This is a genomic window from Sporosarcina sp. SAFN-015 (assembly GCF_051966875.1).
Classification (GTDB): domain Bacteria; phylum Bacillota; class Bacilli; order Bacillales_A; family Planococcaceae; genus Sporosarcina.
The window spans coordinates 100,009-112,195 of sequence record NZ_JBQCKP010000008.1 but is presented as its reverse complement, the minus strand read 5'-3'; the positions used below and the strand labels follow the sequence as shown (position 1 = coordinate 112,195).

The following is a 12,187-nucleotide window of genomic DNA, read 5'->3' as shown; positions in this document are numbered from 1 at the left end:
ATCCATACTATCTTATTATTGCGCATTCTTTACGCTTGTTTATTGTTTTAAGATGTCGTCAAAGGGAATTATGTACTCAACAAGGAGGTTTTACAATGGAACTCTTAAAAATAAACGGTAAGATCGACAAGAAGCGGCTAGCTGTCGGCATTCTAATACCGATAATCGGCGGATCTGTAACGGGATGGTTGGCGAATCGAAATGCCCAAGAAAAATACAACAAGCTCAAAAAACCCCCTTTCTCCCCACCCCCTTCAACATTTCCGATTGCCTGGACAACCCTTTATAGCTTAATGGGACTCGCAAAGTATCGTGTGGAGAAAAAAAGAGAGTATGGGTATGGAAATTCAAGCGCAATTCCCATTTATGAATTGCAACTCGGTCTCAATTATTTATGGTCTTTCTTATACTTCCGATGGGGACTGAGAGGAACAGCTCTTGTTGAAATGACCATTTTACTTGCAGCTATCGCTCTGACGACCTATGAGTTTTACCAAGTTGACCGGACGGCAGGATCGTTAATGATTCCCTATATCGGTTGGGTCGCTTTCGCTTTGTCCCTTAATTTTTCGACGTGGAAATTGAATAAGTAATGATAAAGAAAACCCTTGCCTGAAAATGGCAAGGGCTCTTCATTCATAATTGAATATCTTGGGGTTCTTCTCCCTTTTTATTCATTAAACGCATGGAATCTGGGGTGATTTTCAGGATGACGAAGTTAGGATCATCAGGTCCTTTAAAATAGGGTTTCATATGTTCATTCCAAACTTTCTCCTTCAAACCTTCTTCATCCGAAATCGTGACAGTTCCCATAATTTCAAGATACGCATCCCCAAAACCTTCTCCATCATACCCAATCAAAATATGCGTATTCGGATTCTCCTCTAGTTCCTCAACTTTGTCGGTCTCTTTAGAAGTTGCGGTGTAAAGCGTGAGATTCTCAGAGAAAAATGTCATATACCTGCTGAAGGGCTTGCCCTGTTGGACAGTCGCCATCGTTCCGACATAGCTTTCATCCAGGATTTTGCGAGCTGTTTCTTTTGCATCCATTTCAATCACTCCTTATTCAATATCTCCCCTTACTGTTCCTTTATTAAATGGAGACTAAACATTGAACAGTCGTCTGAAGAGAAGAAATGAATGAACTTCCTGCAAAGTCTTATATGATTTCATTTAAGAATAAAACCATAAAATCCTCGTCGAAATAATCTTTGCCGATTTTCAATGCTCTTTTCTCTGTTCCGTACGCTTCAAACCCTAAAGAGGAATACAATCTGATGGCAGACGAATTCGAGCTCACGACTGTCAGATGAATCTGCTCTATTCCTTTAAAAGTTCTCGCCTTATTGATTGCTTCATTCATAAGCTTCTTTGCAATGCCATTCCCACGCATACTAGGTGTCACGTACATCGCTACGATAGTTGCACGGTGTCTAAGTTTCAACGTTTTCTCCGTCAATAATGTAATGACACCGATCAGTTTCGATTCTTCGAAAGCACCAAATGTAAAGGATTTATCTCCTTGAAACCTATCCTTATATTTGTCGGCAGTTTGCTTTTTCTCCTCTTCATAGCTTGAAGAAAACGCCTCGGGATTCGTTTGCAAAGCTTCTAATCGTATTTGAAAATAAGCTTCAGCATCTTGTGGTGATAATTTTTTTATCTCCATTTATATCCTCCTTACTACATTGAATAACTATATTCATTTTACCTTTCAATTCAATTTTCCTGCAATCAACAACTAGTAACGTATAATAGATATACATAAGAATGTTTTCTAAAGGATGTGTCTATATGTCGAAGGAGCTTTTCATCACAACTGATTTGCAAAGGGAATGGATGGATAAATTAAGCAAGCTTGCACAAAAAATTCGAAGCTCGGCAGAACAGACAGACCGCCTTGCTCAATTCCCAAAAGAAAATATCCAATCGCTTGTTGAATTGGGTTATACAACACTTGCACTTCCGAAAGAATATGGAGGTGACGGAATCACTGTTACGGATATGATATTGATGCAGGAGACGATTGCGTCCTACGATGGGGCAACTGGATTATCCATCGGCTGGCATCAAGGCGTCGTAGGCGATCTTTATGCAAATGAACTGTGGGAAAAGAACAATTTGGACCGGTTTGCAAAGGAAGTTTTGAACGGTGCTCTAGTGAATCGCGCGGCGAGTGAAGCTCAAACAGGCAGCCCAACACGCGGCGGCCGGCCGCAAACAACTGCGGTCAAAAAAGAGGGGCATTGGGTCATTAACGGACAGAAAAACTTCACATCGATGTCGCCGGTCCTAACGCATTCTCTCGTGTCTGCATGGGTGGAAGAACAGGAAGGCATCGGATTCTTTCTCGTTAATCAAACAAGTGAAGGCGTATCAATCAAGGAGACTTGGAATACGGTCGGCATGCGTGGGACGGAAAGCCATGATTTAGTTTTAAATAATGTCATTGTAAGTGAGGAAGATTTCGTAGAGTTTAGTAAAGGTCGCCGCGGGGATAAATTGAACGGCTGGCTCCTTCATATTCCGGCATGTTATCTAGGAATTGCACAAGCTGCAAGAGATTATGCAGTGAAGTTTGCTGTCGAGTATAGTCCGAACAGTATCCAAGGGACGATTTCGGATTTGCCGAATGTGCAAAGTCATATTGGTCATATCGATTTGGAATTAATGAAAGCACGCCATTTTTTATATAGCGTCGCAGCCGCTTACGATAATAAGGAACGGCGAACGGCGATGAATCAAGAATTAGGCGCTGCCAAGCATGTCGTGACTAATGCAGCCATTCATGTTGTCGATCAAGCAATGCGCATCGTTGGCGCGAAAAGCTTGCAGGTGTCCAATCCGCTGCAACGATACTACCGGGATGTCCGAGCAGGGTTGCACAATCCGCCTATGGATGATATGGTCATTTCAAAAATAGCTCTATCCGCAATCGAGGCTATGAAAAAATGATCAAACGACTTGTCATAACAGGCTATAAAGCACATGAATTAGGCATCTTCAACGATAAGCATCCGGGCATCGGCATTATCAAAAAGGCGTTGGAAGACCGATTGACTCCCCTACTCGATATCGGTCTCGAATGGGTGATCATCAGCGGGCAGCCGGGAGTAGAAACATGGTCCGCGGAAACCGTCATTGATCTGCAAGACATGTATCCCGATTTAAAATTCGCCGTCATTACCCCTTTTCAAGAACAAGAGAAAAACTGGAACGAGGCGAAGAAAGAGGCATACGACTTCATATTAGCGCATGCAGATTATACGGTCAGTTTAACGAAACGTCCGTATGAAGCCCCTTGGCAATTCATCGAGCGTGATAAGTTTTTATTGCGAAATTCGGATGGGATTTTGATCGTGTATGATGAGGAAAATGAAGGCTCTCCGAAATTCATGAAGAAAATGGCGTTGAAATTTGCGGAGACAAGCGATTATGAAGTACTGACGATTTCAGCGGACGATTTGCAGCTCGTTGCTGAAGATTTGCAGAGGCAGGATTGGGATTGACAGGAATATGATCACTTATCAGGTTTTATGATCACTTACGCTAATTTATGAGCGCATATTGGCTCTCTCCATTTTAAAAGCTGTCCGCCAGCCTAACAACTGCTGGTGGACAGCTTTTCCAAATTACTTCTGATGCTTCTCCAAAAACTCCAACATCAAACTGTATACCTTAATTTCATTTTCCTTCTTCGAGAATCCATGCCCTTCATCATTCAACACAAGATATTCGACATCGCGACCGAGCTCATTCAACTTTGCGACAATCTGGTCGGATTCCTCTTTCACGACGCGTGGATCCTTTGCACCTTGGATGACAAGCATCGGTTTCACCATTCCGTCGAGATACGTGACTGGCGAATCTTTAATGAAGCGTTCTTTATCCCGCTCAGGGTCGCCTAACCATCTATCCATTATCGGCTTCCAATGTGGTGGAACGGAATTGACGAATGTAAATAAGTCGGATACTCCAAAGATGTCGACGACTGCTTTAAAATACTCTGAATGTCGGCCGTGTAGCAGTAAAGCCATATAGCCGCCATAGCTTCCTCCTACGAGAAATAGTCGATCCCTGTCGGAGATACCATTTTCAAACAACCAATCGATGCCCGCCAAGCAGTCGAGGCGAGGACCTTCTCCCCAATCCTGTTCAACCATTTTCGTAAATTCCGAGCCATAGCCTGTGCTTCCACGGAAGTTTGGTGCAAAAATATTATAACCTCTGTTCAAGAAGCATTGAAACATTGAACGAAACATTTTCCGTTCGGATGACTGGGGACCGCCATGCGGCCAGAAGATTGTGTAGCCATTTGCATTCTCTTCTTTCGCTTTGAATAAAAGAGCTTCAATTTCCAAACCGTCAAACGAAGTATAGGAAATGACACCCGGTTCGACCATGTCTTCCTCGCTGACACCGAGCACTCTATTTTCAGTAAGTCTTGTCCACTTGTTTTCATCTACAGATTTATAAATATTAGGAGGAACTGTTGCGCTTCTCCCTAAAATATACACATTTCCAGATTTTGCGACACGGAATTGATCAATTACATCGACCGGCAAGGAGCACTCTTCCAATCCTTCACCGTTTACATTCATACGATAATACTTATCCGCCACTCCTTTGATTGTAAGGAAATGGATGACGCCTGTTTCCTTATTCCATTTGATTGTAGTGACACTTTCTCCTTCCACTTCCAATACTTTTGAAAAGGATTTTGTCTTCAAATCGAATTTCGCTATATATGCATGATCACTCTCATAATCCGTTATAAAATGAATCGTGTTGTCATCGGTGAACACAGGTTCATAGGCGACATGCACTTTATTCGGATCCGGCGTTAAGTGGAATGTTTCTTCCCCGATATTCACGAAACTGACGACGTAGGTATTTGCAAAAGCCTGTGAGTAGACGAAAGCGGTTTCATCATCCGAAACTGCTGCGAGCTCCGTCGTTGATGTCTCGCCAATATGCAACAGCGTATCGACACCTGTTTCCAAGTTATGCATATGCGAATTTAGAAACATCGGATTATCGACAGATGTCACATAATAGATCCGTTTGCCATCATCGCTTAAATGACTGAAATAATACTTCTGATCCGCTTCGCCTGTAATTAATGATTGCGGCAATCCTCCTTCAAACGGAATAGCATAGATTTGATAATTTTCATCGCCATCATTATCATATCCCGCCAATACATACCGATTATCAGAATCGAACTTGATGAAATTGCACGATTCATCTTGATGCGCAAATAAGTAAGGTGATGTGCCAGGTAAATCCATCGCCCATAAATTCATCTTACCGTTAAGATTCGAGTTGAAAATAAGCTTCGTTTCATCGTTGTTCACTGCAAAATTAGTGATTGTGTATGTTCGGAAAAATTGCTCCACAGTCGGTTTTGCGAAAGGTATCATACTTATCCTCCTAGGCTACTTTTCTATTCAAAGTACAGTATATCATTTCTATACTTATGAAAGAATCAAACTTTACTAGTTTCTGAGAATATTTACACAGATGTTGTTTTCATTCAAATTCGCTTCTACTCTAGCATACGCTGTCATAGTGGGGGTGATATGGATGGAAAATGAAACGCAACAAACAAATGGGATGGCAATCAGCTCACTTGTTTTAGGGATCTTAGGAGTCGTATTAAATCTGATTCCTCTTCTACCTTATCTTTTGGGGATCTTAGCTATCGTCTTCGGTGTTACAGGGAAGAAAATTCAAAGTGGAAAAGGAATGGCGATAGCTGGCATTATTTTAGGTGTCATCACATTGGCAATGAAACTTCTCTTTTGGATATTCATTATCCTTCTGGGAGGTTCGGGCTATTAAGTGAATACAAATATGCCGCCCCGGCGAAATATTCGGAGCGGCTATATTTCATGACTTTTCCAATTGATTTTCCACCATGTCACCAATAAATGGGAGCTTATAGTAATTGTTATGATAAGCTTGATACATCATGAAAATCATCAGAGCAAAAGCAAGTGGGCTTAAAAGCAGGCTTGCAATTGCACCGATTATTGGAATGAAGCCCAATATGATACTAATCAAAAGTAAAGCGATCGCCAAGAATACAGATTGAAACGCGTGGAAACGGATAAAACGGTTATCTTTTTCCATGAATAGAAAAATAAGACCGATGATGAAGATATAACATAGCATCCCTCCAACATTCTCTGTTAATCCGATTGACGTTTTGTGTCCTTCAGCTTTAGGATCATTAGCCTTTGCTAGCTCTCCTTCATTCGTTACTTGCTTTTCTTTTTCATTTTCTTGCAATTAACAGCAACCCCCTTTCTTCCCTAGTATATTGAATTGTTGTAAGAATGATGCCTCCTTAAGTCTATTAGGACGTAAAGGGGTGAAAGAAACAAAAAAAGTCCGTCTGCAAAATGCAAACAGACAGGTCGTCAATTTAGTTCGGGTCGGATTGGTTGGACTTACCTCTCACATTACTTATATACGTCGTAGTGAGCTGGTAGCTTTTGTCGATTTTATCTGCAATGAAATGTGATCGTTCGAATAGAACCGATTTCAAGAAATCCAACTGTCTCATCATTTTATCTAGCAGTCCTTCCTGCTGTTCAATTCTTTCCACAATCCCGGTTTGAGTTTTCTTCTGTTCTTCCAGTGAAATGGAGAATTGATCCTGCTTCATGATTTGTTCATCCATTTTGTTAAGGAGTTTCTCTTGGTCGGCATCAAATTTATTTAATCGTTCCGCTATTTCATTGTTTGATTGGTTTAGCATGTTGATTTGTTCAACAAGTTCTTCATTCATCCTTCTCTTATTGTAGAGGATTTTTTGCAGCTCAATATGTTTTCGATCTAAACGTTCCAATGTTTCAATCGCTTCTTGTTCAAACTGTCGATGTTGTGATTGATAATCCAGTATTTTTTCAAAACGCATACCCGTTGTTTTCCATCGGTCAGACTGGACTCTTCTCTGTCTTTGAAGTTCCTTTTCCATATCGCTATATTTTTCATTCATCATATCGAATGCATTCTTTTGCTCTTTCATAGCTTCTGACAATGAATCGGTTCGATAGACGGCTTGGTTTCTTTCAGAAATAATATTGCCACTAAAGAGATTTGTATGGTTCTTCTTATTAAAAAACAATCCCATAAGTCAACCTCCCATCAATCGTTTTCTCTATGATATGACGGGGAGTATATATCTGTACAAAATGTGAAAACCGTCCCTTGGATAGAGACGGTTTTGATAATAAATTTATTTCTCAAAAACTTGATGAAGTACTTTTTTCGATTCAACATTATTCAAGTTTTTATAAATACAGTTATTCGGTTTCGTCCGAAGAGTTTTGGCAAATGAATTTGCAAGCTCCGCTTCACCGACTACGTATAATTCCTTCCAGTTTCGTTCTTTCCTCATTTTCTCAACAGTTACTCCTAATTCTTTATAAAAACGTTCTAGATTTTCGCGTAAACGATCATCAAGTCCGTCACTTTGGCCACCACCTGAGCCACGTTGCAACGAGGAACGGACGCTTTGTTGTTCTTTCCATACTTCCAGGCCTGAATCAAATGCATAATTCATCTCGTCATTGACAAAACCCATCGCAGTGTCCAAAATTCGAACATCTCCGAAACTTGTCAATACGATGCCCGCTTCTGGATACGCTTTCAACATATACTCCATTTCCTCGATTACCGGATGGTCCTCCCAATGGAAACTCGTCTTCACTTGTACTTGCACATAGTGGACGGACCACAATTCAGGATCTTCAGACGCAAAAATAACGACCCCTTTATTCAAGTCGTTTTGATGATCTTCGATTTCCTTTGTTACTTTTTCTTTCAGTTTCTTATACGCTTTAATTTCTTTTTCATCTTGGGAAGCTACCAAATACTCGTCGAGGCGCTTCAAACCGTTTTTTAAGTGGATTTTCCAAGCGCCATTCTGCTGTTCTGGATCTGCAGGGTTCGTATTCAAATAAACACTCAACACACAACGGGAATTACATTCGAATTCCTTTAGTTTTTTCAGTTCTTCACTAAGTGACATATATCCCGAACCTCCTCATAGTATGCTTCTTTTAAGCATACCCTATCCATTTCAATCTAAAACGGAAGATTCGGCAATAAGTCAATTTGGTTTAATCCAGTTTCACCCTCATAACCTGACCGGTTACCGCATCCACTTTCACTTCATATTTGACACCTTGAGATGTACGGATTTCGACTTCGTATAATAAAGTTCCGTCATCAAATTCCAATTCAGCCTTAACAACCTCTCCAGGAACACGTTGCAAGGCAATATCAATTGCTTGTTCCATTGAAATTTTCCGGTACCTTGGATTTTGCCAATGGCCATCCCAGTAATTATTATTCATGTTATTCAATCTCATTTAGCCCCCAAATCAAATTAGACATTCATACTCATCTTATTCAAGGAATAGTGAAATGTGCCCCACTCGGCATAAAACAACGCCAGAAAGCCATAGTAAGTACGATAGCAATTTGAAAGGAGCGATCATTTTGGGAAGAGATAACCACAATAATAAAACAGGCGGAAACAACACAAATTCTTTGCCGCAAACACCAAAAAACCAGAAGATCAAACCCGGCAATATGCAGGAGGAAATCGCAAAAGAATTTGCAGAGCTGCGAAAGGCAAAAAAGAAGAAAAAATTATGATGCTCATTACAGTATGCCCCTGCACTTGACTGTTGTAGGGGTGTTTTTAAGTTTTGCTCAAATTTGAGGTTGTTATGGCACAATCCAGTGGAATTATGCTCGATAAATGACGATAACTTTGTGAAATTGATCGATAACACCGGTGAACTGACCGATAACTTTGCTCTATCGACCGATAATTCCTATGTATCGGTCGATAACGATGTGAAAATGACCGATATGTTTCTTAGTATTTCCTCAGACTTTGCAATCCCTTGACTATTTCAAGAAATTACGTATAATCTAATGGAATAAAATAAGTAAAAATGTTTTCTAGGGTTCCGCAACAAGTTGTTGGCCTGGTCCGAGAGAAAACTCGCAGCTTAGCTGTGTCACGGAAGGATAAAAGCCTGGGAGAAACTGTCTATCAGTTGTCTCTCAGGCTTTTTTTATTTTAGGCAAAATAATTCCGGAGGTGTATTGAAGATGAATAAAGAATGGATCAAAGTAGTTGTCGCATCTTTCTTTGAAGTTTTGTGGGTGATCGGCTTAAAGCACGCGAATGACTTTTGGACTTGGGCAGGTACGGCTGTCGCAATTTTTATTAGCTTCTATTTAATGATCATGGCGGGACGGAAGCTCCCCGTTGGAACGGTATATGCCGTTTTTGTTGGTCTCGGGACAGCAGGGACTGTCTTATCCGAAATTCTAATTTTCGGGGAGCCATTTAAAGTGGAAAAAGTACTGTTAATCTTATTTCTATTAGCGGGAGTTGTTGGATTAAAACTAGTTACTTCAGACAATGTTCAGGAAGGAGATGAATCATAATGGCATGGATTGCTTTAATCGTGGCTGGCTTATGTGAAATGCTTGGTGTTGTCTTGATCAATAAATTGCATAAGGATCGTAATTGGCAGTCATTAGTTTTATTAATAGCTAGTTTTGGAGCAAGCTTTATCTTTCTGGCCTATTCGATGAGAACACTTCCTATGGGTACTGCATACGCAATATGGACAGGAATTGGTGCCTCTGGCGGAGCAATTTTAGGAATGGTACTATTTAAAGAATCAAAAGACTGGAAGCGTCTTGTTTTTATTGGCATGGTTTTAGGAGCAGCCATTGGTCTGAAACTTGTATCTTAGAGCTTATAAACAATCAAAGCCTAATTCCTTAGTCTATTGAAGAAATTGGGCTTTGATTATATAGCTTATTCATTTTGAACAACATCACTTGGAATGCTTCCTTGTTGCGAAATATCAACCGTCCAACCAATCATTGTCGTACTGTCTCTTACTTTGCACTCTTCAATTTTATTCAGAAGTAAAGAGAAGGCGGCTTCAACTTGGTTAACGTCCAAAATTTCCACTATGTCTACCGGATTAGAAAAGGGTTCTCCTGGACATTCAAGCAAACCATCTGTCGCCATGAAGATATGATTGATCCCTTTCCTTAATTCCCGGATTCCAGACGTGAAGCATGGAACAGCTTTCTCAAATGTATTCACTTGCCCAATCCATTCATAGAACTGCCTTTGATTTAACTGAAATTGACCTAGGGCAGTAAAATCGGGGTGGAAAACGTAAGCTACGCAATCTCCGATGGATAACCACCAAAGATAGTTATCCTTACGAATACAGATGAGACAAGCAGTCTCTCCTCTGACCTTCTTGCATTGACCAAGAAATTTGTCACTTTGAAAGATGGCAAGAAGCTTTTCTTGCACGTTGTGAAATCCCGGCATGGATAGTAGTTCCCTAAGTTCATACTCGTACTCTTTGAGCGTTTGTATGATCAGTTCAGCACTCTCAGCACTATAGTGAGCATCTAAAATCGCAGCGAATTCCCACACCTCACCTATCCAAACTATACAGCCATCTTCGTTTTTATATTGTCCCGCGGAAGAATTTCCTCCGAATAATCCAATCGCTACACGACCAATCGAGTGAACATATTTCTTGTCTATATAATCCTTTTCACTTCCAACCCATGAAAACTTATTGCTCATTGTTTGTCTCCATAAACGAACGCACCCGCTCACACAATTCGATTATTTCTCTATTCCCCCCTATTGGTGCTTCTGACCAATCACGAACAGACATCGGTCCACAATATTTTTCGGGAGTGCCCGGATAGCGCGGGACAATATGCATATGCAAATGTGGAACGGCATTTCCAGAAACAAGAGAGTAAATATGCTCCGCCCCTTCAGTAACCATTAAGGCCTTGCTCACTCTTGCCATTATTCGTCCAAAAGCAGCCGCTTCTTCTCCATTCATATCTCCAAGTGTTGGCACATGCCTTTTCAAATCAATCATCAAATGCCCCAAATAACTGGGTTGTCCATTATTATCTATATGTCCTACGTAAACAACATTATCTTCATAAATTGTGATACCAGCCGTCTGTATTTCTCCAAGGTGTTTCTTGCAAATAAAACAATCCATTTTCCCATCCCATCTCACCAACAAGGTATTTTACTGCTAGTCGATCTCACTACAAGGTTTCAACAAGATCCAATTCCTCTTCAATGCTATTCATTACACTGAATGCACCGACGGATTTATTAGAACAGACGACGAGACTGACATCTGTTTTTGGATAATAAGCTGAATGGAAACTGACGCCTGGGTCATATCCCATGACGTGATACTTAATGGCAATGTCGTTATTCTTCTCAATCCATACGCCATATCCATAATAATCGCCATCCTCTTCTTTGGCATGAGAAGTAAGCAATTGTTCAGTTAGTTCTTTCGAAAACAATTGATAGTTTAGTAAAGCGTTCCATAATTTCGCCATATCCTTTGCAGTTACAAACGCCCCACCATCAGAACCGCCTTGGACGGGTATTGAATACGCATTCGTCTTCCATGTACCATCTTCGTTGTCAATATAGCCAATTGCTGTTTTTCCGGGTAGTGAATCAAGTGCAAAATAACCGGAATCAGCCATATATGCCTTTTCAAAAACCCTTTGTTGAACATATTCTTTAAATGGAAGCCCGCTAGCTTTTTCAACAATTAAACCAAGAAGAATAAAACCTGCATTATTATAATGGAAACGTTCGCCAGGACTAAATTTCATATGTCCATTTTGAAATAGCGGCAAGAAATCTTCTAGAGAGCGTAAATGATACATAGGATTCTCAATCCATAAATCTTCGAAGTCATCCATTTCTTCCTCGTCAAAATAATCAGGTACACCTGAAGTGTGAGTGAGAAGATGATGAATCGTAATATTTTTATCGAAATTTGGGAAGTCAAATGAAAGAAACTCTGTCATCTTCGTATCAAAAGATATCTTCCCTTCCTCCACAAGCTGACAAATCGCGATTGCCGTAAATAGCTTGCAGCCTGAAGCAATTCCATATCGCGTTCCCACTTCGTTTTTTATATGATCCGCACGATTTGCATAACCGAAACTAGCGTCCACATAGGTTTTCTCTTTATCCCTAACAAAAACGGTGCCCCAAAATTGTATATCATTTTGTATCTGTTCGATTCGTTTCATTACACTATTTTTCATTTTATAATCT

General features: G+C 40.4%; 18 protein-coding genes and 1 riboswitch. Of the genes, 8 read left to right on the top strand and 10 right to left on the bottom strand.

Features of this window, described 5'->3' with window-relative positions:
- The first annotated feature begins 95 nt into the window (after positions 1 to 95).
- Entirely contained in the window at positions 96 to 593 is a 498-nt protein-coding gene (locus ACTHPA_RS14450; RefSeq protein ID WP_440501162.1) for a TspO/MBR family protein, read from the top strand.
- Positions 594 to 636: 43 nt separating this feature from the next.
- Here the strand turns inward: ACTHPA_RS14450 and ACTHPA_RS14445 are convergent, their stop codons facing one another.
- Together ACTHPA_RS14445 and ACTHPA_RS14440 are read right to left on the bottom strand one after the other, a co-directional pair.
- Positions 637 to 1,050 (bottom strand): pyridoxamine 5'-phosphate oxidase family protein, encoded by a 414-nt coding sequence (locus tag ACTHPA_RS14445; protein ID WP_440501161.1) that lies wholly within the window; start codon positions 1,048 to 1,050, stop codon positions 637 to 639.
- A 109-nt stretch (positions 1,051 to 1,159) separates the two neighbouring features.
- Positions 1,160 to 1,669 (bottom strand): N-acetyltransferase family protein, encoded by a 510-nt coding sequence (locus ACTHPA_RS14440; protein WP_440501160.1) that lies wholly within the window; start codon positions 1,667 to 1,669, stop codon positions 1,160 to 1,162.
- Positions 1,670 to 1,794: 125 nt separating this feature from the next.
- On the opposite strand from ACTHPA_RS14440, the gene ACTHPA_RS14435 reads away from it, so the two are divergent.
- Positions 1,795 to 2,955 (top strand): acyl-CoA dehydrogenase family protein, encoded by a 1,161-nt coding sequence (locus tag ACTHPA_RS14435; RefSeq protein ID WP_440501159.1) that lies wholly within the window; start codon positions 1,795 to 1,797, stop codon positions 2,953 to 2,955.
- The gene (locus ACTHPA_RS14430; RefSeq protein WP_440501158.1) at positions 2,952 to 3,509 is read left to right on the top strand and encodes an SLOG family protein; all 558 of its coding nucleotides are present in this window, start codon (positions 2,952 to 2,954) and stop codon (positions 3,507 to 3,509) included. The genes ACTHPA_RS14435 and ACTHPA_RS14430 overlap by 4 nt, the downstream gene beginning before the upstream one ends.
- 123 nt (positions 3,510 to 3,632) lie before the next feature.
- On the opposite strand, the gene ACTHPA_RS14425 is transcribed toward ACTHPA_RS14430, so the two are convergent.
- Positions 3,633 to 5,423, bottom strand: a complete 1,791-nt coding sequence (locus ACTHPA_RS14425; protein ID WP_440501157.1) for a S9 family peptidase — start codon at positions 5,421 to 5,423, stop codon at positions 3,633 to 3,635.
- A gap of 163 nt (positions 5,424 to 5,586) precedes the next feature.
- Here ACTHPA_RS14425 and ACTHPA_RS14420 point away from each other — a divergent pair, with 163 nt between their 5' ends.
- Positions 5,587 to 5,844 (top strand): DUF4190 domain-containing protein, encoded by a 258-nt coding sequence (locus ACTHPA_RS14420; protein ID WP_440501156.1) that lies wholly within the window; start codon positions 5,587 to 5,589, stop codon positions 5,842 to 5,844.
- Positions 5,845 to 5,892: 48 nt separating this feature from the next.
- On the opposite strand, the gene ACTHPA_RS14415 is transcribed toward ACTHPA_RS14420, so the two are convergent.
- From ACTHPA_RS14415 to ACTHPA_RS14400, 4 genes are all read right to left on the bottom strand, one after another.
- The gene (locus tag ACTHPA_RS14415; protein WP_440501155.1) at positions 5,893 to 6,294 is read right to left on the bottom strand and encodes a DUF4870 domain-containing protein; all 402 of its coding nucleotides are present in this window, start codon (positions 6,292 to 6,294) and stop codon (positions 5,893 to 5,895) included.
- 136 nt (positions 6,295 to 6,430) lie between these two features.
- Complete coding sequence (locus ACTHPA_RS14410) at positions 6,431 to 7,141, bottom strand: hypothetical protein (protein WP_440501153.1); 711 nt, start codon at positions 7,139 to 7,141, stop codon at positions 6,431 to 6,433.
- 105 nt (positions 7,142 to 7,246) lie between these two features.
- Positions 7,247 to 8,041 (bottom strand): VLRF1 family aeRF1-type release factor, encoded by a 795-nt coding sequence (locus ACTHPA_RS14405; protein WP_440501152.1) that lies wholly within the window; start codon positions 8,039 to 8,041, stop codon positions 7,247 to 7,249.
- A 91-nt stretch (positions 8,042 to 8,132) separates the two neighbouring features.
- Entirely contained in the window at positions 8,133 to 8,369 is a 237-nt protein-coding gene (locus ACTHPA_RS14400) for a PepSY domain-containing protein (protein ID WP_440501257.1), read from the bottom strand.
- A 127-nt stretch (positions 8,370 to 8,496) separates the two neighbouring features.
- On the opposite strand from ACTHPA_RS14400, the gene ACTHPA_RS14395 reads away from it, so the two are divergent.
- From ACTHPA_RS14395 to ACTHPA_RS14380, 4 genes are all read left to right on the top strand, one after another.
- Positions 8,497 to 8,673 carry a YfhD family protein gene (locus ACTHPA_RS14395; protein WP_440501151.1) on the top strand — a complete coding sequence of 59 codons (177 nt, stop codon included), beginning with the start codon at positions 8,497 to 8,499 and terminating at the stop codon, positions 8,671 to 8,673.
- Positions 8,674 to 8,793: 120 nt separating this feature from the next.
- Positions 8,794 to 8,931, top strand: a complete 138-nt coding sequence (locus ACTHPA_RS14390) for a hypothetical protein (protein ID WP_440501149.1) — start codon at positions 8,794 to 8,796, stop codon at positions 8,929 to 8,931.
- 43 nt (positions 8,932 to 8,974) lie between these two features.
- Positions 8,975 to 9,071: riboswitch (guanidine-I (ykkC/yxkD leader) on the top strand.
- A 67-nt stretch (positions 9,072 to 9,138) separates the two neighbouring features.
- Positions 9,139 to 9,480: a DMT family transporter gene (locus ACTHPA_RS14385; RefSeq protein ID WP_440501148.1), complete on the top strand. Its 342-nt coding sequence runs from the start codon at positions 9,139 to 9,141 to the stop codon at positions 9,478 to 9,480.
- A complete protein-coding gene (locus tag ACTHPA_RS14380; protein WP_440501147.1) occupies positions 9,480 to 9,794 on the top strand; it encodes a DMT family transporter in 315 nt (104 codons plus the stop codon). Before ACTHPA_RS14385 ends, ACTHPA_RS14380 begins: the two co-directional genes overlap by 1 nt.
- A 65-nt stretch (positions 9,795 to 9,859) precedes the next feature.
- Here ACTHPA_RS14380 and ACTHPA_RS14375 read toward each other — a convergent pair whose 3' ends face one another.
- Genes ACTHPA_RS14375 through ACTHPA_RS14365 form a run of 3 tightly spaced genes read right to left on the bottom strand, consistent with a single transcriptional unit; the run spans position 9,860 to position 12,177 of the window.
- Positions 9,860 to 10,657, bottom strand: coding sequence for a protein phosphatase 2C domain-containing protein (locus tag ACTHPA_RS14375; protein WP_440501145.1), 798 nt, complete (start codon positions 10,655 to 10,657; stop codon positions 9,860 to 9,862).
- Complete coding sequence (locus ACTHPA_RS14370; RefSeq protein ID WP_440501144.1) at positions 10,647 to 11,096, bottom strand: HIT family protein; 450 nt, start codon at positions 11,094 to 11,096, stop codon at positions 10,647 to 10,649. The genes ACTHPA_RS14375 and ACTHPA_RS14370 overlap by 11 nt, the downstream gene beginning before the upstream one ends.
- 49 nt (positions 11,097 to 11,145) lie before the next feature.
- Positions 11,146 to 12,177, bottom strand: coding sequence for a serine hydrolase domain-containing protein (locus ACTHPA_RS14365; protein ID WP_440501142.1), 1,032 nt, complete (start codon positions 12,175 to 12,177; stop codon positions 11,146 to 11,148).
- Between the last annotated feature and the right edge of the window lie 10 nt (positions 12,178 to 12,187).